Source organism: Curtobacterium sp. NPDC098951 (assembly GCF_044759965.1).
Classification (GTDB): Bacteria; Actinomycetota; Actinomycetes; order Actinomycetales; family Microbacteriaceae; genus Curtobacterium.
This window is the reverse complement of the sequence record NZ_JBIWAG010000001.1, coordinates 777,710-803,681: the sequence shown is the minus strand read 5'-3', so window position 1 is coordinate 803,681 and position 25,972 is coordinate 777,710. Positions and strand designations below refer to the sequence as shown.

The window sequence follows — 25,972 nt, the reverse complement described above, 5'->3', positions numbered from 1 at the left end:
GTCGCTGCGGACGCGGCAGATGGTCAGCCGGCCGGGGTCGCCGACGCGGTCGGCTGCAGGACGCCCCGCACCGCGTCGACGACGGGCTGCGCACCGCCGGGCTCGGTGAAGAGCGTCGAGGTCGCGGTGATCCAGTACGGGTCGGCGAAGGCGTCCGCACGGCCGACGCCGTCGGTGAGCGAGAAGTACCCCTCGACCCGGTACGTCGGCACGGACCCGCCCCGTTCGTAGAGCGCGTCCTTGAGGTTCGTGAGCGACTTCTCAGGCAGGTCGGCGACGGCGAGCGTGATGGTCGTCGCGGCGTCGTCGGTCGCGCTCCAGTGGCACACGCGCCCCCGCTGCTCGGCGATCCGGGCGGCCGGTGTGCCCTTCTCCGGCGTGAAGTCGTCGTCGAGGGTGAAGGTCTTCCCGTACACGGCGAGGGACTCGGCGGGCAGGAGCTCGGCGCACGTCTGCGCGACCCGCTCGCCGATCGGACCCGCGGTCGCGCTCGGCGTGGCGCCGCCCGAGCCGCCGCCGGAGCAGCCGACGAGGACGACGGACGCGGACACGGTGAGGAGGGCGACGCTGATCGCCCGGACGCGGCTGCGGGTGGTCATCCCGACATGATGGTGCATCGACCGGGGAGGACCTGTGCGTCCCGGTAGACTCGACCCTCGTGACTCCTGCCGAACTCTCCGCCGCGTACCTGTCGATCCTGACCGGGATCGTCGAGCGACGAGGCGCGTCCGACACCGTGACCGTCGAGGAGTCGCACGCAGCCCTCGAACGTCCGAAGAACCGCGCGCACGGCGACTGGGCCTCGAACGCTGCGATGCAGCTCGCGAAGCGGCTCGGGACGAACCCGCGCGAGCTGGCGACCGAGATCGCCGGCGAGCTGACCGAGCTCGACGGCGTGGCCTCGGTCGACGTCGCCGGACCGGGGTTCATCAACATCACGCTCGAGGCCGCGGCCGCTGGCGAGATCGCGCGCACCATCGTCGAGGGCGGCGAGTCCTTCGGGCACGGCGACCTGTACGACGGTGTCCGCATCAACCTCGAGTTCGTGTCCGCGAACCCGACCGGCCCGATCCACATGGGCGGCGTGCGCTGGGCGGCGGTGGGCGACAGTCTCGCGCGGGTGTTCCAGGCGCAGGGCGGCCTCGTCACCCGTGAGTACTACTTCAACGACCACGGCGCGCAGATCGACCGCTTCGCGCGGTCCCTCGTCGCGAGCGCCCTCGGCGAGCCGACGCCCGAGGACGGCTACGGCGGCGCCTACATCGCCGAGATCGCGGCGCGCGTGATCGCGACGCTCGACCCGTCGGTCGACGTCAAGGACCTGCCGCGCGACGAGGCGCAGGAGCTCTTCCGGCGCGAGGGCGTCGACTTCATGTTCGCGGACATCAAGTCGTCGCTGCACGACTTCGGCGTCGACTTCGACGTGTACTTCCACGAGAACGCCCTGCACGAGTCGAAGGCCGTCGAGCGCGCCATCGACCGACTGCGGGCCTCGGGCGTCATGTACGAGGCCGAGGGTGCCGAGTGGCTCCGCACGACCGACTTCGGCGACGACCGCGACCGCGTCGTCATCAAGTCCGACGGCGAGCCCGCGTACATCGCCGGCGACCTGGCGTACTACCTCGACAAGCGCGAGCGCGGGTTCGAGCGGAACCTCATCATGCTCGGCGCCGACCACCACGGCTACGTCGGCCGGATGATGGCGATGTGCGCCGCGTTCGGGGACGAGCCGGGCAAGAACCTCGAGATCCTCATCGGGCAGATGGTGAACCTGCTCAAGGACGGCGAGCCGATGCGCATGTCGAAGCGCAACGGCACGATCGTCACGATGGAGGACCTCGTCGACGCCGTCGGTGTCGACGCCGGTCGGTACGCCCTCGTGCGGTTCGCCAGTGACACGTCGATCGACATCGACCTCGACCTGCTCACGAAGCGCACGAACGACAACCCGGTCTTCTACGTCCAGTACGCCCACGCCCGCACGCAGTCGGTCGCCCGCAACGCCGCGAACGCCGGGGTGGACCGGTCGGCCTTCGACGCCTCGCTCCTGACGCACGACACCGAGGGGGCCCTGCTCGGCGCCCTGGCGGAGTACCCGCGCGTGGTCCGCCAGGCGGCCGAGCTGCGCGAGCCGCACCGCATCGCGCGCTACATCGAGCAGCTCGCCGGCCTCTACCACCGCTGGTACGACGCCTGCCGGGTCACCCCGCTCGGGGACGAGGCCGTGACCGACCTGCACCGCACGCGCCTGTGGCTGAACGACGCCACCGGCCAGGTCGTCCACAACGGCCTGGGCCTGCTCGGCGTGACGGCTCCCGAACGCATGTAGGGTCGCCCCTTCCGAACCACGGATCCGACATCGAACCGCCCTCGCGGCCTGGTTCGATGTCGGATTCGTGGTTCGACGCCGCACCGCACCGCCGCGCGTCGCCGCGCCGCCGCTGCGCCGCCGCCCACCGCGCCGCCGCGCCGGGCGCACGCCGCGCCTCCAGGCTCGCTGCCGGGGCCACCTGGCAAGGTGGGACGCATGTCCGCCGCCACCGTGACCCCCCGGAAGCGCCGTCGCTGGCCCGTCGTGCTCGTCGTCGTCGTGGTCGTGCTCGCCGCGCTGCTCGTGGTCGCCGAGTTCGTCCTCCGCGGAGTCGTCGACCGCATCATCGCGCAGCAGGTCGAGCAGTCGCTGCCGTCCGGCGCCACCGGCGAGGTCCAGGCGCACGCGACGGGCATCGTCATCCCGCAGCTGCTCGGCGGTCGGCTCGACGAGGTCGAGATCTCCTCCGAGAAGCTCACGATCGACGGCATCCCGCTCGCGGCCGACGTCACGGCGCACGACGTCCCCGTGGACGGCAAGGGTGCCGTCCGCGACGTCGACGGCAACGTCCGCCTGGCGGCGACGTCGGTGAAGGACCTGGCGAAGTACAGCCCGCTCTTCGACCGGCTCAGCCTGGTCGACGGCGGTGTCGAGCTCTCCGGCACGACCGCGGTGCTCGGTTACGACATCACCTACGCCGCCAAGGGCGACGTCGCCGCGCAGGACGACGGCAAGGGCATCACGATCACCCCGAAGACGGTGCGCATCACGAACTCGTCGCTCGGCCTCAAGGTCGACTCGATCCCGGGGGTCACGAACGTCCCCGTCGAGGTCTGCACCGCCCGGTTCCTGCCGTCGCAGCTCCGTGTGCGGTCGCTCGACGTCACGGCGTCCGAGGCGACCGTGCGCGTCACGGCGGACTCGCTGCCGCTCAACGAGGCGGGGCTGCAGACGGTCGGTTCGTGCGGTTGAGCGCCGTCCGGCGTCACACGGCCAGGAGGCGCGGCTCGGCTCGGTAGGATCGGGTCCCGTGAGCGAGAACCCCCTTGCCCCGCAGCACCTGCGGTTCCCGACGGACCCCTCCGCGCTGACCGCGCGGATCTGGCCCGCCTCCGCGACCCGGACCGACGACGGCGAGCTCGTCGTCGGCGGTGTCACGGCGTCGGACCTCGTCGCGGAGTTCGGCACGCCGCTCTACGTGGTCGATGAGCGCGACGTGCAGTCGCGGGCCGTGCGGGTGCGGAACGCCTTCACCGAGGCGTTCGAGCGCATCGGCACCCGGGCGCACGTCTACTACGCCGGCAAGGCCTTCCTGACGACCCAGGTCGCTGCGTGGATGGTCGCTGCCGACCTGCGCGTCGACGTGTGCACCGGCGGCGAGCTCGCGGTCGCACTGGCCGGGGGAGTCGACCCGGCGCTCCTCGGCTTCCACGGCAACGACAAGTCGGACGCCGAGATCGCCCGCGCGGTCGCGGTCGGCGTCGGCACGATCGTCCTCGACAGTCACGAGGAGATCGGGCGCGTCGCCCGTGCGGCGGCCGGCGCCGGGGTCGTGCAGCGGGTGCGCATCCGGATCAACAGCGGGGTGCACGCATCGACGCACGAGTACCTCGCGACCGCGCGCGAGGACCAGAAGTTCGGCATCCCGCTGACCGAGGCCGTGACCGCCGCCGAGGCCGTCCGGGCCGAGCCGTCGCTCGTGTTCGTCGGCCTCCACTCGCACATCGGGTCGCAGATCTTCGACGAGTCCGGCTTCCGCGAGGCCGCGCGACGCCTGATGGACGTGCACGCCACGCTCGTCGCGACCGGCCCGGTGCCGGAGCTCAACCTCGGCGGCGGCTGGGGCATCGACTACACCGAGGCCGACTCGGCGTTCGAGCCGGAGGACGTCGCCGACGCGCTCGCGACCATCGTCGCCGAGGCCTGCGCGGAGCGGGACATCCCGGTCCCGGAGATCGCGGTCGAGCCCGGCCGCTACATCGTCGGGCCCGCCGGCGTCACGCTCTACCGCGTCGGCACGATCAAGCCGGTGACCCTCGCGGACGACGACCACGAGCCCGCCACCCGGACGTACGTGTCGGTCGACGGCGGCATGAGCGACAACGCCCGACCGGCCCTCTACGGCGCCGACTACACGGCCCGGCTCGCCCGGACCTCGGACGCCCCCGCGGTCCTGTCCCGGGTGGTCGGGAAGCACTGTGAGTCCGGCGACATCGTCGTGAACGACGAGTACCTGCCCGGCGACGTGCACCGCGGGGACCTCCTCGCCGTGGCCGCCACCGGTGCGTACTGCTGGAGCCTGGCGAGCAACTACAACCACGTCGGACGCCCGCCGGTCGTCGCGGTGGCCGACGGCGTACCCCGTATCCTCGTGCGTGGCGAGTCGATCGACGACCTCCTCGCCCGCGACACCGGGGTGGTCCCGGGGGCCTGAGCCCCTCGGACGACCCGACTCCCCACGAACAGGACCCGCACCAGATGATCGAATACCGCAACGTCCGCGTCGCGCTGCTCGGAGCCGGCTCGGTCGGTTCCCAGGTCGCGCGGCTGCTCCTCGAACACGGCGACGAGCTGGCCTCGCGCGCCGGGGCCGGCCTCGAGCTCGTCGGGATCGCGGTCCGCGACCTCGACGCCCCTCGTGACGTCGACCTGCCGAAGGAGCTCTTCACGACGGACGCTGCCTCGCTCATCCTCGGGGCGGACATCGTCGTCGAGCTGATCGGCGGCATCGAGCCGGCGCGGACCCTCGTGCTCCAGGCGCTGCAGTCCGGCGCCGACGTCGTCACCGGCAACAAGGCGCTCCTGGCGACCCACGGGCCGGAGCTCTTCGCGGTCGCCGAGCAGGTGGGCGCGCAGCTCTACTACGAGGCCGCCGTCGCCGGTGCGATCCCGATCATCCGGCCGCTGCACGACTCCCTCGCCGGGGACCGCATCGAGCGGATCATGGGCATCGTCAACGGCACGACGAACTTCATCCTCGACCTGATGGACCGCGAGGGCGCGACCTTCGAGGACGCCCTCGCGACGGCCACCGAGCTCGGCTACGCCGAGGCCGACCCGACCGCGGACATCGAGGGCTACGACGCCGCGCAGAAGGCCGCGATCCTCGCCTCGCTCGCGTTCCACACCTCGGTCCCGCTCGCCGCCGTGCACCGCGAGGGCATCACCTCGGTGACGATCGAGCAGGTCCGCGCGGCGCGGAAGGCCGGCTACGTCGTGAAGATCCTCGCCACGGCCGAGCGGCTCACCGACGAGCAGGGCACCGAGGGCGTCAGCGCCCGCGTCTACCCGGCGCTCGTGCCGGAGTCGCACCCGCTCGCGAGCGTCCACGGCGCGAAGAACGCCGTGTTCGTCGAGGCCGAGGCCGCCGGCGACCTCATGTTCTACGGCGCCGGTGCCGGCGGCGTCGAGACGGCCTCCGCGGTCCTCGGCGACCTGGTCTCGGCGGCGCGCCGGCACGTCATCGGCGGTCCCGGCATCGCCGAGTCGACCCAGTCGGCGCTGCCGGTGTTCCCGATCGGCACCGTCCGCACCCGCTACCAGATCACGCTGCACGTGACGGACGCACCCGGCGTGCTGTCCACCGTCGCCGGGGTGCTCGCGAAGCACGGCGTCAGCGTCGAGACCGTCGAGCAGACCGTCGCGACCGGGTCCGACGCGACCGCGACCCTCGTCATCGGCACCCACCTGGCGCGCGAGTCCGACCTCGCCGCGACCGTGGTCGCGCTCCGCAACGAGGACGTCGTCGTCGAGGTCACGAGCGTCCTCCGCGTCGTCGGCGCCTGAGCCCCGCCGACCCACGAACCCAAGAACCGACAAGAAGGGGAGCCTCATGGCCCACCAGTGGCAGGGTGTCCTGCGCGAGTACGCCGACCGTCTCGACGTCACCGGGGCGACGCCCGTCGTCACGCTCGGCGAGGGCGGGACCCCGCTCATCCCGGCGCGCCGGCTCTCCGAGCGCACGGGTGCCGAGGTCTACGTCAAGTACGAGGGCATGAACCCGACCGGGTCGTTCAAGGACCGCGGCATGACGATGGCGATCTCGAAGGCCGTCGAGCACGGTGCGAAGGCGGTCATCTGCGCCTCGACCGGCAACACGAGCGCCTCGGCCGCCGCGTACGCCACGCACGCCGGCATCACGGCCGCGGTGCTCGTCCCCGAGGGCAAGATCGCCATGGGCAAGCTCAGCCAGGCCGTCGCCCACGACGCCCAGCTGTTGCAGGTGCAGGGCAACTTCGACGACTGCCTCGACATCGCCCGCGACCTCGCCGCGAACTACCCGGTGCACCTGGTGAACTCGGTCAACAACGACCGCATCGAGGGCCAGAAGACCGCGGCGTTCGAGGTCGTCGACGTCCTCGGCGACGCCCCGGACTTCCACTTCCTGCCGGTCGGCAACGCCGGCAACTACACGGCCTACTCCCGCGGGTACCGCGAGGACGTCGCCGCCGGTCGCGCGTCGAAGCTCCCGCGCATGTTCGGCTTCCAGGCCGCGGGGTCCGCCCCGATCGTCCGCGGCGAGGTCGTCCGCCAGCCGGACACCATCGCCTCGGCGATCCGCATCGGCAACCCGGCGTCGTGGCAGTTCGCGCTCGAGGCCCGTGACGAGACCGACGGCTACTTCGGCGCGATCACCGACGAGGCCATCCTCGCCGCGCACCGCATCCTCTCGGCCGAGGTCGGCGTCTTCGTCGAGCCCGCATCGGCCATCGGCGTCGCCGGGCTCCTGGAGCGTGCCGACGCCGGGGTCGTCCCGAAGGGCGCCAAGGTCGTCATCACGGTGACCGGCCACGGCCTCAAGGACCCGCAGTGGGCCCTCCGCACACCGGACGGTGGCGAGGTCGCCCCGACGAGCGTCCCGGTCGACACCAAGTCGATCGCCGACGTGCTCGGACTGGTCGGCGCCGAGTGAGCCCCGACCGCTCGTCCGGACCGGGGGAGGGCGTGCGCGCCCAGATCGCTGTACCGGCCGGACGGGCGGTCCGCGTCCGGGTCCCGGCGACCTCGGCAAACCTCGGCCCGGGGTTCGACTCCCTCGGCCTCGCGCTCTCGCTCTACGACGAGGTCGTCGTGCGGGTCCGTCCCGGTTCGGGTGCGACCGTCACGGTCGACGGTGTCGGCGCCGGCGAGGTCGCGACCGACGACACGAACCTGGTCGTCCGTGCGCTCCGCCGCGGCCTCGAGCACGCCGGCGTGACGCAGCCCGGACTCGAGCTGCACGCCGTGAACGCGATCCCGCACGGCCGCGGGATGGGGTCGTCGGCGGCGGCGATCGTGGCCGGGCTGATGGCCGCGCGCGGATTGCTCGACGGCGTCGTCGACCTCGACGCCTCGACCCTGCTCGCGCTCGCGACCGAGATGGAGGGGCACCCCGACAACGTCGCCCCGGCGCTCTTCGGCGGTCTGACGATCGCGTGGATGACGGCCGAGGGGCCGGCGTACAAGCGCCTGCTCGTCCACCGTGGTGTCGCGCCGGTGGTCTTCGTGCCGACCTCGACGCTCTCGACCAAGCTCGCGCGCTCCCTGCAGCCGGCGAGCGTCCCGCACGAGGACGCGGCGTTCAACGTGTCGCGCTCCGCCCTGCTGGTCGCGGCGCTCATCCAGAGCCCCGAGCTCCTGCTGGCGGCGACCGAGGACCGGTTGCACCAGGCGTACCGCGCCAGCGCCATGCCGGAGACCGACGCCCTGATCGGCCTGCTGCGGCAGCACGGACTCGCGGCGGTCGTCTCCGGAGCCGGCCCGAGCCTCCTGGTCCTCGGCAGCGATCCCGCTCAGCGACTCACCGCCGCCGACCTCGTGTCGCGACACGGGGAATCCGACTGGCGGGCGCTCATGCTGGCCGTCGACCTGGGTGGTGCTACAGTGGTGCCGCACTCGGCGCTCCAAGCCGAACCCGCGTAGGCAGCAGGACTTTCCTCGCCATGCAGGGTCCGGTGCGCGGGGGCAATCTCTTTCAGATCACCGAATCCCGGTCCGTCGTCTGAACGGCGGTCGATGCACACCCATGCATCCGGGACGGTGGAAACTCTCCGCGTTCTGCGGTTCGAAAGGAAACACCGACCTTGACGAACGTCAACGACTCCACCCAGGTGGAGATCCCCAGCGATCTGCGCGCCCTCCGGCTCCCGGAACTCCAGCGCATCGCCTCCTCCCTCGGCATCACGGGGCTCTCGAAGCTCCGCAAGGGCGACCTCATCGCCTCGATCGAGGACAAGCGTCCGGCGACGGACGACGCCACGACCGAGTCGGCTGCACCCGCGGTCGAGGCCCCCGTGGCCGAGCAGCCGACGCTGCCGGAGCCGACCGAGGCACCCGCTGCCGAGGCCGTCGCCGACGCACCGGCGACCACCGAGGCCCCGGCCGAGCAGCCCGCCTCCTCGCGTGCCCGCCGTTCGCGCCGTGCCTCCTCCGGCGGCACCGTGAACGCGGCGCCGACGTCGGCCGCCGAGCACACGAACGCCGGACACACCGGCACCGAGGACCTCCTCGCCGGGCTCGACCAGGTCCGCGCCGAGAAGGACGCGCAGGAAGCCGCGGAGACCGGCGGCCAGCGTCGCGGGCGCGGCCCGCGCGCGCAGCAGAACGGCCAGCAGGCCGAGCGTGCCGAGCGCACCGAGCAGCCGCGGGACCAGGCCGAGCAGCCGGCCCAGCAGGACGCCGCCGCGCAGCAGGACCAGTCCACCGACCAGGGCGACCAGAACGACCAGGGCGACCAGAACGACCAGCAGGGCGAGGGCGGTTCGCGTCGCGGTCGTCGCAGCCGCGGTCGGGGTCGTGGCCGTGGCCAGAACGCCGAGAACGGCGAGCAGGGCGGCGACCAGAACGGTCGCGACGCCGCGCCGAAGAACGACAACGGCCAGAAGAACGGCCAGAACGGTCAGAACGGCCAGCAGGGCGACCAGAAGAACGCCCAGCAGGACGACCGGAACGACGCGAACCGGCAGAACGGCCAGCAGAAGCAGCAGGGCCAGCAGAAGCAGCAGCCGGCCCAGCAGGTCGCCGACGAGACCGAGGGCGGCCGCAGCCGTCGTCAGCGTGACCGCAAGCGCGGTCGCGGCGGGCAGAACGACGAGTTCGAGCCGGAGATCACCGAGGACGACGTCCTCATCCCGATCGCGGGCATCCTCGACGTCCTCGACAACTACGCCTTCGTCCGCACCACCGGGTACCTGCCCGGGCCGAACGACGTCTACGTCTCGCTCGGCCAGGTGAAGAAGTACCACCTGCGCAAGGGCGACGCGGTCGTCGGCGCGATCAAGCAGCCGCGGGACAACGAGCAGCAGAGCCGCCAGAAGTACAACGCGCTCGTCAAGGTCGACTCGGTCAACGGGCAGACCGCCGACGAGGCCGCCGCGCGCGTCGACTTCCAGGACCTCACGCCGCTGTACCCGAACGAGCGCCTGCGTCTCGAGACCGAGCCGTCGAAGCTCAGCACCCGGATCATCGACCTCGTGTCGCCGATCGGCAAGGGCCAGCGCGGCCTGATCGTGTCCCCGCCGAAGGCCGGCAAGACCGTCGTGCTGCAGGCCATCGCGAACGCGATCGCCAAGAACAACCCCGAGGCGCACCTCATGGTCGTCCTGGTGGACGAGCGGCCCGAAGAGGTCACCGACATGCAGCGCACGGTGAAGGGCGAGGTCATCGCCTCGACCTTCGACCGTCCCGCCGAGGACCACACCACGGTCGCCGAGCTCGCCATCGAGCGTGCGAAGCGCCTCGTCGAGCTCGGGCACGACGTGGTCCTGCTCCTCGACTCGATCACCCGTCTGGGCCGTGCCTACAACCTGGCGACGCCGGCCTCCGGTCGCGTGCTCTCCGGTGGCGTCGACTCGTCGGCCCTGTACCCGCCGAAGCGCTTCTTCGGCGCCGCGCGCAACATCGAGGACGGCGGCTCGCTGACCATCCTCGCGACGGCTCTCGTGGAGACCGGGTCGAAGATGGACGAGGTGATCTTCGAGGAGTTCAAGGGCACCGGCAACATGGAGCTCCGCCTCAACCGGCACCTCGCTGACAAGCGGATCTTCCCGGCCGTGGACGTCAACGCCTCCGGCACCCGTCGCGAGGAGCAGCTGCTCTCCGCCGACGAGGTCAAGATCACGTGGCGACTGCGCCGTGCCCTCGCCGGGCTCGACCCGCAGCAGGCCCTCGAGATCGTGCTGCGGAACCTCAAGGAGACGCAGTCGAACGTCGAGTTCCTGGTCCAGGTGCAGAAGTCGGTCCCCACGACCGGTGGGCACCACAACGGCCACCAGGAGTAACGCGTGTTCGAGTCGGTGGCAGGGCTGCTGGCGGAACACGAGGACCTGACGCAGCAGCTGTCGGACCCCGCGCTCCACGCCGATGCGGCCCGCGCGAAGAAGGTGAACCGGCGGTACGCCGAGCTCAACCAGATCAAGTCCGCGTACGAGTCCTGGAAGGCGGCGGGGGACGACCTCGCCGCCGCCCAGGAGCTCGCGCGTGAGGACGAGGCGTTCGCGGACGAGGTCCCGGCGCTCGAGGAGCAGCTGACGGAGCGCCAGGAGCGTCTCCGCCGGCTGCTCATCCCGCGCGACCCCGACGACGGGCGCGACGTGATCATGGAGATCAAGGGCGGCGAGGGCGGCGAGGAGTCGGCGCTGTTCGCGGCCGACCTCCTGCGCATGTACTCGCACTACGCCGAGTCCAAGGGCTGGAAGATCGAGATGCTCGAGCGCACCGAGTCCGACCTCGGCGGCTACAAGGACGTCCAGGTCGCGATCAAGTCGAACGCGACCGACCCGTCCCAGGGTGTCTGGGCGCACCTGAAGTACGAGGGCGGCGTCCACCGCGTGCAGCGCGTGCCGGCGACCGAGTCGCAGGGGCGCATCCACACCTCGACGACCGGCGTCCTCGTCTTCCCCGAGGTCGACGAGCCCGAAGAGGTCCAGATCAACCAGAACGACCTCAAGATCGACGTGTACCGGTCCTCGGGCCCCGGCGGGCAGTCCGTCAACACGACCGACTCCGCGGTCCGCATCACCCACCTGCCCACGGGCATCACGGTGGCGATGCAGAACGAGAAGTCGCAGCTGCAGAACCGCGAGGCCGGCATGCGCGTGCTGCGCGCCCGCATCCTCGCGAAGCAGCAGGAGGAGCTCGACGCCATCGCCTCGGACGCGCGCAAGTCGCAGATCCGTGGCATGGACCGTTCGGAGCGCATCCGCACGTACAACTTCCCGGAGAACCGCATCGCGGACCACCGCACCGGGTACAAGGCGTACGACCTCGACCGGGTCATGAACGGCGCCCTCGAGCCCGTCATCCAGTCCGCCATCCAGGCGGACGAAGAAGCACGACTGGCCGCCATCGGCGACCAGGACGCGTAGCCCTGGAGGCACGGATCACCTCCGACACGCCCGTCGCGTTCGCCGCGGACCGCCTCCTGCGTGAGGCGGCCGCGGCGTTCGACGCGGCCGGCGTCCCGACCCCGCAGGTGGACGCCGAGCTGCTGCTCGCCTGGGCGACCGACACCTCGCGCGGCGCCGTGCAGGCCCGCGCGATGACCGGGGGTGCGATCGCTCCGGAGCACGTCGAGCGCTTCCGGCACGCGGTCGCCCGACGTGCCACCCGCGAGCCGCTCCAGCACATCACCGGCGAGGCGCACTTCCGCGCGCTCACGCTGGCCGTCGGACCCGGCGTGTTCGTCCCGCGGCCCGAGACCGAGGGCGTCGTGCAGTTCGGCATCGACGCACTCCGCGCGGTGGCCGTGCCGGCACCGGTCGCGGTCGACCTCGGTTCCGGCAGCGGCGCGATCGCGATCGCCATGGACACCGAGGTGCCGAACGCGGTCGTGTACGCGGTCGAACGCTCGACAGAGGCACTGCCGTGGACCCGGCGCAACGTCGCGGCCCACGGTGGGACGGTCCGCCTGGTGGAGGGCGACCTCGCCGACGCGCTGCCGGAGCTCGACGGCACGGTGTCGGTCGTCGTGTCGAACCCGCCCTACGTGCCGGACGACGCGGTGCCGATCGATCCAGAGGTCCGCGACCACGACCCCGCGATGGCGCTCTACGGCGGGCCGGACGGCCTCGACGCGGTGCGTGCCCTGGCGGACACCGCCTGGCGCCTCCTGGTGCCCGGGGGAGTGCTCGTCATCGAGCACGCCGAACCGCAGGGCGCCGGCGTGCGCGAGGTCCTGACGCGCCGTGGGTTCCGGTCCCCGGAGACGCACGTCGACCTGACCGGCCGCGACCGCACGACCACCGCGACCCGCTAGCCGGGGCCGAGCCGCGCCTCCTGGCCCGCGTCAGGCGGGCACGACCTCCTGCTGCTCCGCGACGAAGGCGAGGACCGCCTGTCGGAGGTCCGTGTGCTCCTCGACGAGCACCGCGTGGATGCCCACGCTCCGGGCACCCTCGACGTTGATCGGCATGTCGTCCGCGAAGAACGTGCGCTCGGCGGGCACGCCGTGGTGCTCGAGGGCCCGGCGGTAGACCTCGGGCTCGGGCTTCCGCGCACCGAAGTTGCTCGTCGTGTCGAGGTGCTCGCCGAAGAGCGGCGCGAGCGACGGCGCCCAGCGGTGGATCCACCGGCCGGCCAGCGGGCCGTTGTTCGTCAGCAGCCCGACCCGTCCGTGCTCGCTCGCGACGCGCACCGCCTCGATGCGGTCGGGCAGCTCGGTCATCGCGGCGCCGCGGATCCGCGCCCACTCGGCCTCGGGGACGTCGCAGTCCATCGCCTCGGCGAAGGCGGCCAGGTACTCGTCGCCGTCGGCGTACCCGCCGGCCTCGGCGCGCTGTTCGTTGCCGCAGTCCCACCACCGCCGACGGAGCTCGTCGAAGTCGTGCCCGGTGAACTCGGCGAGGGCGGCCATCCGCACCTTCCAGTCGTACCGGACGAGGACCTCGTCCATGTCGAAGAGGAACAGGAGGCGGGGCGCAGGGGTCTCGTTCACGATGCCACCCATTGTGTCGCACTATCATCGTCGAGTCATGGCATCCCGATACGACTGCACCGACTCCGACGGGCTCCTGACCGGGATGCGGCTCGCACGTGCCGCTCTCGGACGCGGGGAGCTCGTCGTCGTCCCCACCGACACCGTCTACGGCGTGGCCGCGGACGCCTTCAGCGCGGCCGCCGTCCAGCGCCTGCTCGACGCGAAGGGCCGTACCCGGCAGTCGCCGCCGCCGGTCCTCATCCCCGGTCCGCCCACCCTCGACGCGCTCGCGAGCGACATCCCGCAGCAGGTGCGGGACCTCGTCGACGAGTTCTGGCCGGGTGGCCTCACCGTGATCCTCCGCGCCCAGCCGTCGCTCGACTGGGACCTCGGCGAGACCCGCGGCACGGTCGCGCTCCGCATGCCGGACTCCCGCATCGCCCTCGAGCTCCTGCAGGAGGTCGGGCCGCTCGCGGTGTCCTCCGCGAACTCGACGGGGGACCCGGCCGCGATGGACGCGGACCAGGCCGAGGCGATGCTCGGCGACAGCGTCGCCGTGTACCTCGACGGCGGTCCGATCACCGCGCACGAGGGCTTCGAGGCATCCACGGGCTCCACGATCGTCGACGCCACCGGGCTGTCCGACGGCGGGAAGCTCCGGATCGTGCGCCACGGTGTGATCCCCGACGACGAGATCACCAGGGTCGTCGGAGCCGACCTGGTCGGATGAAGTACTACCTGCTCGCCGGGGCCATCGCGGCCGTGGTGAGCTTCTGCGTCAGCTGGGTCGTCTGGAAGCTGGGGCTGAAGTACAAGTGGTACCCGAAGGTCCGCGAGCGTGACGTGCACCGCACGCCGACCCCGCGGCTCGGCGGCATCGCGATGTACCTCGGCGTCATCGTGGCGATGCTCGCGGCGTGGTTCCTGTTCCCGTCGATCGCCGGCACCGACTACTTCCGGCTGGTGTTCTCGGAGCCGGGGCGCGTGATCGCCGTCCTCGCGGGGGCGACCATCATCGTGGTCCTCGGCGTCGCCGACGACATCTGGGACCTCGACTGGATGACGAAGCTCGCCGGGCAGATCATCGCCGCGGGCATCCTCGCGTGGCAGGGCGTGGCGATCGTGTCGCTGCCGATCGGCAACACGCTCGGCGTCGGCTCGTCGTACATGAGCCTGATCTTCACGGTGCTCGCGGTCGTGCTCGTGATGAACGCCGTGAACTTCATCGACGGACTCGACGGGTTGGTCGCGGGCGTGGCGATCATCGCCGGTGGCGTGTTCTTCCTCTACACGTTCTTCATCAACCGCGTGGTCGTGCAGACCGAGTTCTTCTTCAACCTGCCCTCGCTGCTGACCGCGGTGCTCGTCGGCGCCTGCTTCGGCTTCCTGATCCTGAACTGGCACCCCGCGAAGCTCTTCATGGGGGACGCCGGTGCCCTCCTCGTGGGCTTCCTGATGGCCACGAGCGCGGTCTCCGTCACCGGGAACATCGACCCGGCCGCGGTGCAGACGCGCCAGGCGCTGCTGCCGGCGTTCATCCCGATCCTGCTGCCGTTCGCGATCCTCATCGTGCCGATCCTCGACTTCGGGCTCGCCGTCACGCGCCGGCTCAGCGCCGGGAAGTCACCGTTCTCGGCCGACCGGAAGCACCTGCACCACCGCCTGCTCGACATGGGGCACTCGCACTTCCACGCCGTGCTCATATTCTACGCGTGGACGGCCACCGTGGCGGTCGGCTGCCTGCTGTTCCTCTTCGTGGACTGGTACTGGGTGGTCGTCTTCGTCGCCGTCGGCTTCGCCGTCTGCGCGGTGGCCACGTTCGCCCCGCTCGGCCGCAAGCGCGCCGAGTTCGCCGCTCAGGTCGCCACCCGGTCCACCGCCGTGGTGGACGCCAGCCTCGACCCGCTCGACCGGGCCGCCAACGACCGATCGATCCCAGGAGACAACTCGTGACCGCACCGAACGCGCTCGACCACGTCCGGCCGGTGTTCCGCCGCATCATCACCTGGGGCGCGCTGCTGGCCGTCGGGCTCGCCGTCGTCGGGGGAGTCGTGGGCCTGCTCGTGGCCGGCGGCCCGGGGCTCGCCGGCGGGCTGCTCGGCGCCGTGCTCAGCGTGGTGTTCCTCGGCCTCACCGCCGTGAGCGTGCTCGTGGCGCTGCGCGTCTCGAAGGGACAGATGATCTCCGGGGCCTTCTTCGGCATCGTGATGGGCACGTGGCTGCTCAAGTTCGTCGTCTTCATCGTCGTGCTCGTGCTGCTGCGGGACCGCGACTGGGTGGACTTCCCGGTGCTCGCGGTCGCGATCATCGTCGGGGTCGTCGGCTCGCTCGTGATCGACGTCGTCGCGGTCGCCAAGGCCCGCATCCCGATCGGGGTCTCGCTCCCCGGAGACTCCGCGTCTCCTGAGAAGCGCGACCCCCGCAACTGAGAGCCCGGGAAGCCTCCAGCACCTGATAGGCTTCTCGAAGTCCGCGTCCGGAGCACAGCTCGGAGCGGACGAGCCTCCACAACGTCCACCATCGCGTGCCATGCGTGCGCGCGCCGACACAGGAGACAGCGCTGCTATCCCACGCTCTTCCCCTGTCCCTCACCGCTGCGGGTAACACCGTTGCGGCGGGGAGCAGCAAGGCCGCCGAGTTCCATGGTCCGTCGATCAACGAGTTCTTCCCGGAAGCGATCTTCTTCGCCGGGACGCCCTTCGAGATCGACCGACTCGTCATCATCCGGTTCATCGCCGTCGCGGTCCTGCTGCTGATCGGCATCATCGGGACCCGTTCGCTCAAGCTCGTCCCCGGCCGCGGCCAGGCGCTCATCGAGTACGCGTTCGACGTCGTCCGCCGGAACACCTTCGACAACCTGGGTGAGAAGGACGGCAAGCGGTTCCTCCCGCTGCTGGCGACGATCTTCTTCTCCGTGCTGTTCCTGAACCTCACGGGTCTCATCCCGGGGTTCAACCTCCAGGGCACCAGCCGCATCGCGTACCCGATGATCCTCGCGATCGTCGCCTACGTGGCCTTCATCTACGCGGGTCTGCGCAAGCACCCGGGCACCTTCCTCCGGAACTCGCTGTTCCCGCCGGGGGTCCCGTGGTACCTGTACATCATCGTGACGCCGATCGAGCTCGTCTCGACCTTCGTGCTCCGACCGGTGACGCTGACCCTGCGACTCCTGATGAACATGGTCGTCGGCCACCTGCTGCTCGTCCTGTTCTTCGCTGCCACGCAGTTCTTCTTCGTCGACGCCTCGCTCGGTTTCAAGGCCTTCGGAGTCGGGACGCTCGCGTTCGGCATCGCGTTCAGTTTCTTCGAGATCCTGGTCGCGCTGCTGCAGGCGTACGTCTTCATGCTGCTGACCGCTGTGTACATCCAGCTCGCGCTGGCTGACGAGCACTGACCAACGACCTGCACTGACCCCCAATACGGCACGGCATCCGTCGGGCCGCATCCTGAAAGGAAAACACGTGGACGCAACGACCGTTCTCGCGGCAATCTCCGGCAACATCGCGACCGTGGGCTACGGCCTCGCGGCGATCGGCCCGGCCATCGGCGTGGGCATCGTCGTCGGCAAGACGATCGAGTCCGTCGCTCGCCAGCCGGAGCTCCAGGGCCGTCTGACGACCCTCATGTACATCGGTATCGCCTTCACCGAGGCCCTCGCCTTCATCGGTATCGCGACGTACTTCATCTTCACCAACTAAGGCCTCTCGATGCAGAACGCACTGATCCTCGCGGCGGAGGAGACGCACAACCCGCTGATCCCTCCGCTGTACGACATCCTGTGGTCGGCGGTCGCGTTCGTCGTCATCTTGCTGGTCTTCTGGCGGGTCATCATCCCGCGGATCACGAAGATGCTCGACGAGCGCACCGAGGCCATCGAAGGTGGCATCAAGAAGGCGGAGGCTGCTCAGGAGCAGGCCGCTGCCGCGCTCGACGAGTACAACAAGCAGCTCGCCGAGGCTCGCGCCGAGGCGTCCCGCATCCGTGAGCAGGCTCGTTCCGACGCGAACGCGATCGGCAACGAGCTCCGTGAGCAGGCGCAGGCCGATGCAGCACGCATCACCGCCAACGCGCAGGCGCAGATCGAGGCCGAGCGCCAGAGCGCGCTCCAGTCGCTCCGTGCCGAGGTCGGCACGCTCGCGCTCGACCTCGCCTCCGGCGTGATCGGTGAGTCCCTCAAGGACGACGCGAAGTCGACCGCGGTCGTGGATCGCTTCCTCGCCGACCTCGAGGCCTCGCAGGGTTCGTCGGCATCGGCCGGGGAGCGCTGAGCATGCGCAGCGCCACCAGGGAAGCACTGGCGTCCACGAGGGCGGTGCTCGCCGACCTCGGCGGTGCAGCCGACCTCGCCGCCGGTGCCGAGATCCTCGCCGCAGGGCGTGCGATCGCCGGTGCGCCGCAGCTGCTCGGTCTGCTGTCCGACCCGACGGCCGACCCGGCCGGCAAGAAGGTCGTCATCGACCGCGTCTTCGCCGGCCAGTCGGTTGCGACGCGTGCGGTCCTGACCGCGGTCGCCGGCTCGCGCTGGTCCTCGCACCAGGACCTGCTCGTCGGCATCGAGGACGCGGGCATCCGCGCCGTCGCCGCCACCGCCCCCGCGGGCACGCCGATCGAAGCCGAGCTGTTCTCCTTCGAGACCGCCGTCCGCTCGGACGCCGACCTCGAACTGGCACTGGGCACCAAGCTCGGCAGCCCGTCGGAGAAGAGCGCCCTCGTCGAGCGGCTGCTCGGCGGCAAGGCGACGGAGCAGACCATCGTGATCCTGTCGCACCTCGTGCAGCAGCCGCGCGGTCGGCGCATCGGTGAACTCGTCCGCGACGCCTCGCGCATCGTGGCCGAGCAGGCCGGCAAGCTCGTCGCGACGGTCATCACCGCGACGCCGCTCACCGACGGCCAGGCGGCTCGCGTCGCCCGGGCGCTCGCGCAGCAGCACGGCAAGGACATCAGCATCAACCACGTCGTCGACCCCTCGGTCGTCGGCGGGGTCCGGGTGCAGATCGGCGGCGACGTCATCGACGGCACCGTCTCCACGCGTCTCTCGGAGCTCCGGCTCCAGCTCGCCGGCTGAGCGTACGGTCGAAGCCGCCCCTCCCAAGTCCACAACGGGAACTGCCGAGTCAGGCAGCGTCACCCTCTCGGAGCCGTACGGCCCCGGAAACCAACAAGGAAAATCCCATGGCAGACATCACCATCAGCCCCGATGAGATCCGTGATGCCCTGAAGGACTTCGTCTCGAACTACGAGCCGACGAAGGCCTCCACGGCCGAGGTCGGGCACGTCATCGACGCCGGCGACGGCATCGCGCACGTCGAGGGCCTCCCCGGCGTCATGGCGAACGAGCTCATCCGCTTCGAGGACGGCACGCTCGGCCTCGCGCAGAACCTCGACGAGGACGAGATCGGCGCCATCGTGCTCGGCGAGTTCGCCGGTGTCGAAGAGGGCCAGGAAGTCACCCGCACCGGCGAGGTCCTCTCGGCTCCCGTCGGCGACGGCTTCCTCGGTCGCGTCGTCGACCCGCTCGGCGCCCCGATCGACGGTCTCGGCGAGATCAAGGCCGAGGGCCGCCGCGCCCTCGAGCTGCAGGCGCCCGGCGTCATGTCCCGCAAGTCGGTGCACGAGCCGCTCCAGACCGGCATCAAGGCCATCGACGCGATGATCCCCGTCGGCCGCGGTCAGCGTCAGCTGATCATCGGCGACCGCCAGACCGGCAAGACGGCCATCGCGATCGACACGATCATCAACCAGAAGGCCAACTGGGAGTCGGGCGACGAGGACAAGCAGGTCCGCTGCATCTACGTCGCCATCGGTCAGAAGGGCTCCACGATCGCCTCCGTCAAGGGTGCGCTCGAGGACGCCGGTGCGATGGAGTACACCACCATCGTCGCCGCCCCGGCCTCCGACCCGGCCGGCTTCAAGTACCTCGCCCCGTACACCGGCTCGGCCATCGGTCAGCACTGGATGTACCAGGGCAAGCACGTCCTGATCATCTTCGACGACCTCTCGAAGCAGGCCGAGGCCTACCGCGCCGTGTCGCTCCTCCTGCGTCGTCCGCCGGGCCGCGAGGCCTACCCGGGTGACGTCTTCTACCTGCACTCCCGTCTGCTGGAGCGTTGCGCGAAGCTGTCCGACGAGCTCGGCGCCGGTTCGATGACGGGTCTCCCGATCATCGAGACCAAGGCGAACGACGTCTCGGCGTACATCCCGACCAACGTGATCTCCATCACCGACGGCCAGATCTTCCTGCAGTCGGACCTGTTCAACGCGAACCAGCGTCCGGCCGTCGACGTGGGCATCTCGGTGTCCCGCGTCGGTGGTGACGCGCAGGTCAAGTCGATCAAGAAGGTCTCCGGCACGCTCAAGCTCGAGCTGGCGCAGTACCGCTCGCTCGAGGCGTTCGCGATGTTCGCGTCCGACCTCGACCAGGCGTCGCGTCGCCAGCTGGAGCGCGGTGCCCGCCTGACCGAGCTCCTCAAGCAGCCGCAGTACTCGCCGTACCCGGTCGAGGAGCAGGTCGTCTCGATCTGGGCCGGCACGAACGGCAAGCTCGACGAGGTCCCCGTGGCCGACGTCCTGCGCTTCGAGTCGGAGCTGCTCGACCACCTGCGCCGCAACTCGGACGTGCTCACCACCCTGCGTGAGACGAACCAGCTCAGCGACGACACCGTCGCCGAGATGACGAAGCAGATCGACGAGTTCTCCAAGAGCTTCCAGACGAGCGACGGCAAGACGCTCGGGTCCGAGCAGTTCGAGGCCGCTTCGGCCGAGGACGTCGACCAGGAGCAGATCGTCAAGGGTCGTCGCTAGATGGCAGCGCAGGTCCGGGTCTACCGCCAGCGAATCAAGTCCGCGAAGACCACGAAGAAGGTCACTCGCGCGATGGAACTGATCTCGGCGTCGCGGATCCAGAAGGCGCAGGCCCGCATGGCTGCGTCGGGTCCGTACTCGCGGGCCGTGACGCGTGCGGTGTCGGCCGTGGCGACGTTCTCGAACGTCGACCACGTGCTGACCACCGAGCCGGAGTCGTCGACGCGCGCAGCCGTCGTGCTGTTCACGTCGGACCGCGGTCTGAACGGCGCGTTCAGCACGAACGTCCTCAAGCAGGGCGAGGAGCTCGCCTCCCTGCTCCGCAGCGAGGGCAAGGACGTCGTGTTCTACCTGGTCGGCCGCAAGGCCGTCGGGTACTTCGCGTTCCGTGAGCGTTCGTCCGAGCAGCAGTGGGTCGGCAACACCGACCAGCCGGAGTTCTCGACCGCGAAGTCGATCGGCGACGCCGTCGTGGCGAAGTTCCTGCAGGACACGGCCGAGGGCGGCGTGGACGAGATCCACATCGTCTTCAACCGCTTCCTGAGCCTCGCCACGCAGGAGCCGCAGGTCGTCCGGCTGCTCCCGCTCGAGGTCGTCGAGGGGGTCGAGGCCCCGTCGAACGACGAGCCGCTCCCGCTCTACGAGTTCGAGCCGGACGCCGACGCGGTGCTCGACGCGCTGCTGCCGGTCTACATCGAGAGCCGCATCTTCAACGCCATGCTCCAGTCGGCTGCCTCCGAGCACGCCGCCCGGCAGAAGGCGATGAAGGCGGCGAGCGACAACGCCGACTCGCTCATCCGCGACTTCACGCGTCTCGCGAACAACGCCCGACAGGCCGAGATCACCCAGCAGATCTCCGAGATCGTCGGCGGCGCCGACGCCCTCTCGTCGAAGAAGAAGTAGTCCGCGTCGTTCGCGGACAGTTACCCACCCTCAGGAAGGCACCAGCCATGACCGACACCGCAACCACCGCGGTCGAGACGTCGTCGGCGCCCGGTGTCGGCCGGATCGCCCGTGTCACGGGCCCCGTCGTCGACATCGAGTTCCCGCACGACGCCATCCCCGAGATGTACAACCTCCTGTTCACGACCATCACCATCGGTGACTCGTCGCAGGAGATCGGCCTCGAGGTCGCGCAGCACCTCGGCGACGACCTCGTCCGCGCCATCTCCCTGAAGCCGACCGACGGTCTGGTCCGTGGCCAGGAGGTCCGTGACTCGGGCGCTCCGATCTCGGTCCCCGTCGGCGACGTCACCAAGGGCAAGGTCTTCGACGTGCTGGGCAACGTGCTCAACACCGACGAGAAGCTCGAGATCACCGAGCGCTGGCCGATCCACCGCAAGGCCCCGGCCTTCGACCAGCTCGAGTCGAAGACCTCCATGTTCGAGACCGGCATCAAGTCGATCGACCTCCTCACCCCGTACGTGCAGGGTGGCAAGATCGGCCTCTTCGGTGGTGCGGGCGTCGGCAAGACGGTCCTCATCCAGGAGATGATCCAGCGCGTCGCGCAGGACCACGGTGGTGTGTCGGTGTTCGCCGGTGTCGGCGAGCGCACCCGTGAGGGCAACGACCTCATCGGCGAGATGGAAGAGGCGGGCGTCTTCGACAAGACCGCCCTCGTGTTCGGCCAGATGGACGAGCCGCCGGGAACGCGTCTGCGCGTGGCCCTGTCGGCGCTGACGATGGCGGAGTACTTCCGCGATGTCCAGAAGCAGGACGTGCTCCTCTTCATCGACAACATCTTCCGCTTCACGCAGGCCGGCTCCGAGGTCTCCACGCTGCTCGGCCGCATGCCGTCCGCGGTGGGCTACCAGCCGAACCTCGCCGACGAGATGGGTGTGCTCCAGGAGCGCATCACCTCGACGCGTGGTCACTCGATCACCTCGCTGCAGGCGATCTACGTCCCGGCCGACGACTACACCGACCCGGCGCCGGCCACCACGTTCGCGCACCTGGACGCCACCACCGAGCTGTCGCGTGAGATCGCTTCGCAGGGTCTCTACCCGGCGATCGACCCGCTGACGTCGACCTCTCGGATCATGGACCCCCGGTACCTGGGTGCCGACCACTACGAGACGGCCACGCGCGTCAAGCAGATCCTCCAGAAGAACAAGGAACTGCAGGAGATCATCGCCATCCTCGGTGTCGACGAGCTCTCCGAAGAGGACAAGATCACGGTCGAGCGCGCTCGTCGGATCCAGCAGTTCCTCTCGCAGAACACGTACATGGCGAAGAAGTTCACGGGCGTCGAGGGTTCGACCGTTCCGCTGAAGGACACCATCGAGTCCTTCCGTGCCATCGCCGACGGCGAGTTCGACCACGTGGCCGTGCAGGCCTTCTTCAACGTCGGTGGCATCAACGACGTCGAAGAGAAGTGGGCGCAGATCCAGAAGGAGAACCGCTGACATGGCGGCACTCACCGTGAGCGTCGTCTCGGCCGACCGTGAGGTCTGGTCAGGCGACGCCACCATGGTCGTGGCACGCACGACGGAAGGCCAGATCGGTATCCTCGCGGGACACGAGCCGCTGCTCGCGACCCTCGCGCAGGGACAGGTCCGCATCACCCGAGCCGACGGCTCGACGGTGGCCGCGGACGCCGAGGACGGCTTCCTGTCGGTCGAGCACGACACGGTCACGATCGTGGCGCGGCAGGCCGCGCTGGCGTCCTGACCGGACTGACCGTCCTCCTCCCGCCTTCGGAGACGAAGCGGGAGGGTGGGGACACGGAGCACACGCTCGACCTGCGTGCGCTCTCGTTCCCGGAGCTGGCTGCTGAACGGGCCGCGGTGATCACCGCGGCCCGTTCCGTCAGTTCCGAGGAGTCCTCTGCCCGGACGGCCCTCAAGCTCGGCCCAAAGTCGATCGGGGAGCGCGTGCGCAACCTCGAACTCGAGACCTCGGGCACGATGGCGGCGATCGACCGGTACACGGGCGTGCTCTACGACCCGCTCGGCGCGCTCGACGCCGACCTGGCGACCCGGACGTGGTGGTTCGACCACGTCGTGGTGCAGTCCGCCATGTTCGGCCCGATCCGGGGCGGTGACCTCGTCCCTGCCTACCGCCTGTCCCACGACTCGCGGCTCGGTTCCGTGCGGCTCGCGTCGCTCTGGCCGGAGCCGGCCGCTCGGGCGCTGGCGGAGCACACGGCCGACGGTCTCGTGCTCGACCTGCGGTCCGAGGGGTACCGCCAGCTCGGTCCCGTTGCCGGTGCCGTGGTCCCGCGTGTGGTGAGCGTGGACGCGTCCGGCCGCCGCAAGGCCCTGAACCACTGGAACAAGACCGCCAAGGGACGGCTCGTCGCACTCCTCGCCCGGTCGGGCGCGGCGATCGCGACGTCGGACGACCTGCTCGACTGGGCCGCCGCGCACGGGGTCGTCCTCGAGCGCCACGACGGCGCCTGGGACCTCGTCGCCGAGAGCCTCGAACCCGCGACGGTCTGATCCGCCGCGCCGCCCCACTCGTCCTCCACAGCACGGGTGGGGCGGTTCCCCTTCCACAGGTGCTCCCGATCACGGGGCCCGGAGGCGCGGCATGCGTTTCGATGACGTGCATGATCCCCGTCACGACACGAAGCCGTCCCGATGCCGCAGTGCGCTACCCGCGCGAGATCGCGGCCGCCGTCACCCTCCCCGCCGCCTGCGCGGCGCTCGTCGCGCCGCCGGACGCGCCGACGTCACGCGCCGGGTCCATCGCGATCGTCACGGCCTGCGCCGCCCTGTCGACCCGGCTCGGGGTGATCCGGTTCCTGGCCGAACGGTCCCCGGTCGACCCGCGCGCGGCTCGGCCGTTCGACCCCTTCCACGACCTGACGCCACCGGCGCTCCGCGGGTTCGGGCCCGCTCCGGAGAGTCATCGACTCCGGACCGCCGGAGACCGGTGCGCCGACGCGTGGCGGCTCTGGCGCGCCGAGGACGCCGGTGCCGACTCGGCCGCCGGTGCCGCCGGGGCCTTGGCGGTGGCGGCGTGGTGCTCCTGGGCGCTCGGGTCGACCGCTCGGGCACAGACCCGTGCGCAGCACGCGCTCGACACCCGGGCGGACGACCCCCTGGCGGCCCTCGTGCTCCGGTCGGTGCGGGCACGGAGCGGGCCCGCGTGGGACCGCGGATGACGGACGGCGGACAGGATCGTCTACGGTTGTCTCGACCACGCTTGGAGGGCTCGGGTGCGCGACGACGACATCGACGACACCGTCGTCCGTCGACCCCGTACGGAGCACTCCGACGATCGTCTCGACGATGCACTCGGGGACACGGTGATCCGTCCGGTCCCGCCCCTCCCGGGCGTGCCGAGCGTGCCGGACCCGTCGCACGATCCGTTCGGGGACACGGTGATCCGCCCGGTGCCGCCGATCCCGGGCACGAACGCCTCGCCGCCGTCGTCTGATGACGTCGACGACACGGTGATCCGTGCGGTGCGGTCGGTGCCCGCCGCGCCGGGAGCGTCCGACGCCGCGCAGACGGACCAGGTCGACGACACCCTGGTGCGACCCGGTCGGGCGCCGCGCCCGTCGGACGACGCGGTCGACGACACCGTGGTGGGCGGCCGGACGCAACCGGGCGACCAGGCCGGCGTGCCCGCCCAGGGCGACCCGCGCCTCCCGTCCGAGCGTCCCGGACCCTCGACCAGGGTGCCGTCCGTGCGGATCGGCGGCCGTGTCATCCGACTCGACCACCCGGTGATCGTGGGCCGACGGCCCGCGCTGCCGCGGATCCTGCGCGGCCCGTCGCCGGAACTGGTGTCCGTCCCGTCGCCGAGCGGCCAGGTGTCGTCCTCGCACGTGCTCCTGCACGCCGAGGGCGAGGCGGCCGTGGTCGACGACCTCCGCTCCACCAACGGCACCGTCGTCCGGCCCGCCGGCTCGGCACCGTTCCGGATGCCGTCGGGTGCGTCGAACGTCGTGCTGACGGGTACGGTTGTCGAGATCGGTGACGGCAACGTGATCGAGGTCCTCTCGCCACACCTGCGGGTCGCACCGTCGTCGAGGGACCTCCCACCCCTTCCCACGTGGCCGACCGACCCACCCGCCGGCACGCCCCGAACCCCCAGAGAGCGATCCTGAAACGTGACCGAACTCGGCCGAGCAGCGACTGCGCACGCCATCGACGTCCCCGGTGCCGACGGCGCCACCCTGACGCTCTCGTGGGGAGCGGCGACCGACGTCGGTCGACGTCGTGACCACAACGAGGACAGCTACATCGTCGGCGCCCCCTTCTTCGTGGTCGCCGACGGCATGGGCGGCCACCTCGCCGGCGACCGTGCGAGCGATGCCGTGGTCCGTCGGCTCGAACAGGCGACGGAGAGCCCGTTCACGACGCGGCAGTCGATCCAGCGAGCGCTCCTGCTCGCCACCGCCGACATCGAGCGGGCCGCCGGCGGCAACGCCATCGGCGCCGGGACGACCGTGACCGGCATCGCGCTCGTCGCGGCCCAGGGACAGCCCGCCGCGCTGGTCTTCAACGTCGGCGACTCGCGCACCTACCGCATCGAGGGCGGGGTGCTCCGACGCGTCACCGTCGACCACTCGGTCGTCCAGGAGATGGTCGACGCCGGTCTGCTCCGCGCCGAGGACGCCGAACGCCACCCGGACAGCAACGTCATCACCCGGGCCGTGGGCTTCGGCGAGCCGCCGGAGCCGGACTGGTGGACCCTGCCGCTCCGTGCGGGGGACCGGTACATCGTCTGCTCGGACGGGCTCACCAAGGAGCTCGGCGACGCGGGCATCGCCCGGATCGCCGCACGCGTGCCGGCGGCACAGGACCTCGCCGAACGACTCGTCGGCGACGCGGTCGTCGCGGGCGGTCGTGACAACGTCACCGTCGTCGTGCTGCAGGTGGACGCGGCCCCCGACGACGGCGACGTCGAGGACACGTTGCCCCGACACTGAGTGCCCCCCGAACTGGGGGGCGGGTGGCCAGCGGCCGTGCGCGGAGTGCGGAATGTCGGTCACCCACGGTTCGTACAATGGC

General features: G+C 70.8%; 26 protein-coding genes. 24 read left to right on the top strand and 2 right to left on the bottom strand.

Annotation, left to right across the window (positions count from 1 at the left end):
• Positions 1 to 23: 23 nt before the first annotated feature.
• Positions 24 to 599: a hypothetical protein gene (locus ACIQUC_RS03745; RefSeq protein WP_402263344.1), complete on the bottom strand. Its 576-nt coding sequence runs from the start codon at positions 597 to 599 to the stop codon at positions 24 to 26.
• A gap of 59 nt (positions 600 to 658) precedes the next feature.
• On the opposite strand from ACIQUC_RS03745, the gene argS reads away from it, so the two are divergent.
• The 9 genes from argS to prmC all read left to right on the top strand — a co-directional run bounded on the left by argS (position 659) and on the right by prmC (position 12,545).
• Positions 659 to 2,329 carry an arginine--tRNA ligase gene (gene argS, locus ACIQUC_RS03740; protein WP_402263342.1) on the top strand — a complete coding sequence of 557 codons (1,671 nt, stop codon included), beginning with the start codon at positions 659 to 661 and terminating at the stop codon, positions 2,327 to 2,329.
• Positions 2,330 to 2,527: 198 nt separating this feature from the next.
• Complete coding sequence (locus ACIQUC_RS03735) at positions 2,528 to 3,283, top strand: DUF2993 domain-containing protein (RefSeq protein WP_402263339.1); 756 nt, start codon at positions 2,528 to 2,530, stop codon at positions 3,281 to 3,283.
• Positions 3,284 to 3,341: 58 nt separating this feature from the next.
• A complete protein-coding gene (gene lysA, locus ACIQUC_RS03730) occupies positions 3,342 to 4,745 on the top strand; it encodes a diaminopimelate decarboxylase (RefSeq protein WP_402263337.1) in 1,404 nt (467 codons plus the stop codon).
• Between the two features lie 44 nt (positions 4,746 to 4,789).
• On the top strand, positions 4,790 to 6,097 hold the full coding sequence (locus ACIQUC_RS03725) for a homoserine dehydrogenase (protein ID WP_022908079.1): 1,308 nt from the start codon (positions 4,790 to 4,792) through the stop codon (positions 6,095 to 6,097).
• A 46-nt stretch (positions 6,098 to 6,143) separates the two neighbouring features.
• A complete protein-coding gene (gene thrC / locus ACIQUC_RS03720; protein WP_022908080.1) occupies positions 6,144 to 7,223 on the top strand; it encodes a threonine synthase in 1,080 nt (359 codons plus the stop codon).
• 32 nt (positions 7,224 to 7,255) lie between these two features.
• Positions 7,256 to 8,212: a homoserine kinase gene (gene thrB / locus ACIQUC_RS03715; RefSeq protein WP_402263333.1), complete on the top strand. Its 957-nt coding sequence runs from the start codon at positions 7,256 to 7,258 to the stop codon at positions 8,210 to 8,212.
• A 161-nt stretch (positions 8,213 to 8,373) separates the two neighbouring features.
• Positions 8,374 to 10,569, top strand: coding sequence for a transcription termination factor Rho (gene rho / locus ACIQUC_RS03710; RefSeq protein ID WP_402263331.1), 2,196 nt, complete (start codon positions 8,374 to 8,376; stop codon positions 10,567 to 10,569).
• A 3-nt stretch (positions 10,570 to 10,572) separates the two neighbouring features.
• Complete coding sequence (prfA, locus tag ACIQUC_RS03705) at positions 10,573 to 11,655, top strand: peptide chain release factor 1 (RefSeq protein ID WP_022908084.1); 1,083 nt, start codon at positions 10,573 to 10,575, stop codon at positions 11,653 to 11,655.
• A 14-nt stretch (positions 11,656 to 11,669) separates the two neighbouring features.
• Positions 11,670 to 12,545, top strand: a complete 876-nt coding sequence (gene prmC, locus ACIQUC_RS03700; RefSeq protein WP_402263839.1) for a peptide chain release factor N(5)-glutamine methyltransferase — start codon at positions 11,670 to 11,672, stop codon at positions 12,543 to 12,545.
• A 30-nt stretch (positions 12,546 to 12,575) separates the two neighbouring features.
• Here prmC and ACIQUC_RS03695 read toward each other — a convergent pair whose 3' ends face one another.
• A complete protein-coding gene (locus ACIQUC_RS03695; protein WP_402263328.1) occupies positions 12,576 to 13,223 on the bottom strand; it encodes an HAD family hydrolase in 648 nt (215 codons plus the stop codon).
• Positions 13,224 to 13,260: 37 nt separating this feature from the next.
• Between ACIQUC_RS03695 and ACIQUC_RS03690 the strand changes: the two genes are divergently transcribed.
• From ACIQUC_RS03690 to ACIQUC_RS03620, 15 genes are all read left to right on the top strand, one after another.
• Entirely contained in the window at positions 13,261 to 13,935 is a 675-nt protein-coding gene (locus ACIQUC_RS03690) for an L-threonylcarbamoyladenylate synthase (protein WP_022908087.1), read from the top strand.
• Positions 13,932 to 15,158 (top strand): MraY family glycosyltransferase, encoded by a 1,227-nt coding sequence (locus ACIQUC_RS03685; RefSeq protein ID WP_402263324.1) that lies wholly within the window; start codon positions 13,932 to 13,934, stop codon positions 15,156 to 15,158. Before ACIQUC_RS03690 ends, ACIQUC_RS03685 begins: the two co-directional genes overlap by 4 nt.
• Entirely contained in the window at positions 15,155 to 15,634 is a 480-nt protein-coding gene (locus ACIQUC_RS03680; RefSeq protein ID WP_402263321.1) for a hypothetical protein, read from the top strand. Before ACIQUC_RS03685 ends, ACIQUC_RS03680 begins: the two co-directional genes overlap by 4 nt.
• A gap of 104 nt (positions 15,635 to 15,738) precedes the next feature.
• Positions 15,739 to 16,599, top strand: coding sequence for a F0F1 ATP synthase subunit A (gene atpB / locus ACIQUC_RS03675; protein WP_022907196.1), 861 nt, complete (start codon positions 15,739 to 15,741; stop codon positions 16,597 to 16,599).
• Between the two features lie 67 nt (positions 16,600 to 16,666).
• On the top strand, positions 16,667 to 16,903 hold the full coding sequence (gene atpE, locus ACIQUC_RS03670) for an ATP synthase F0 subunit C (RefSeq protein WP_022907197.1): 237 nt from the start codon (positions 16,667 to 16,669) through the stop codon (positions 16,901 to 16,903).
• A gap of 9 nt (positions 16,904 to 16,912) precedes the next feature.
• Positions 16,913 to 17,473 carry a F0F1 ATP synthase subunit B gene (locus tag ACIQUC_RS03665; RefSeq protein ID WP_402263317.1) on the top strand — a complete coding sequence of 187 codons (561 nt, stop codon included), beginning with the start codon at positions 16,913 to 16,915 and terminating at the stop codon, positions 17,471 to 17,473.
• A gap of 2 nt (positions 17,474 to 17,475) precedes the next feature.
• Positions 17,476 to 18,270, top strand: coding sequence for a F0F1 ATP synthase subunit delta (locus ACIQUC_RS03660; RefSeq protein ID WP_402263315.1), 795 nt, complete (start codon positions 17,476 to 17,478; stop codon positions 18,268 to 18,270).
• 107 nt (positions 18,271 to 18,377) lie between these two features.
• Positions 18,378 to 20,006 (top strand): F0F1 ATP synthase subunit alpha, encoded by a 1,629-nt coding sequence (atpA, locus tag ACIQUC_RS03655; RefSeq protein ID WP_402263312.1) that lies wholly within the window; start codon positions 18,378 to 18,380, stop codon positions 20,004 to 20,006.
• Positions 20,007 to 20,909, top strand: coding sequence for a F0F1 ATP synthase subunit gamma (locus ACIQUC_RS03650; protein WP_402263309.1), 903 nt, complete (start codon positions 20,007 to 20,009; stop codon positions 20,907 to 20,909).
• A 47-nt stretch (positions 20,910 to 20,956) separates the two neighbouring features.
• A complete protein-coding gene (atpD, locus tag ACIQUC_RS03645; protein ID WP_022905457.1) occupies positions 20,957 to 22,411 on the top strand; it encodes a F0F1 ATP synthase subunit beta in 1,455 nt (484 codons plus the stop codon).
• A 1-nt stretch (position 22,412) separates the two neighbouring features.
• Positions 22,413 to 22,676, top strand: coding sequence for a F0F1 ATP synthase subunit epsilon (locus ACIQUC_RS03640; protein WP_022905458.1), 264 nt, complete (start codon positions 22,413 to 22,415; stop codon positions 22,674 to 22,676).
• The gene (locus tag ACIQUC_RS03635; RefSeq protein WP_402263836.1) at positions 22,673 to 23,446 is read left to right on the top strand and encodes a YaaA family protein; all 774 of its coding nucleotides are present in this window, start codon (positions 22,673 to 22,675) and stop codon (positions 23,444 to 23,446) included. The genes ACIQUC_RS03640 and ACIQUC_RS03635 overlap by 4 nt, the downstream gene beginning before the upstream one ends.
• A gap of 110 nt (positions 23,447 to 23,556) precedes the next feature.
• A complete protein-coding gene (locus ACIQUC_RS03630; protein WP_402263305.1) occupies positions 23,557 to 24,114 on the top strand; it encodes a hypothetical protein in 558 nt (185 codons plus the stop codon).
• Positions 24,115 to 24,168: 54 nt separating this feature from the next.
• Entirely contained in the window at positions 24,169 to 25,065 is an 897-nt protein-coding gene (locus ACIQUC_RS03625) for a hypothetical protein (protein ID WP_402263302.1), read from the top strand.
• Positions 25,066 to 25,068: 3 nt separating this feature from the next.
• The gene (locus tag ACIQUC_RS03620) at positions 25,069 to 25,890 is read left to right on the top strand and encodes a PP2C family serine/threonine-protein phosphatase (protein ID WP_022905462.1); all 822 of its coding nucleotides are present in this window, start codon (positions 25,069 to 25,071) and stop codon (positions 25,888 to 25,890) included.
• Positions 25,891 to 25,972: the final 82 nt, after the last annotated feature.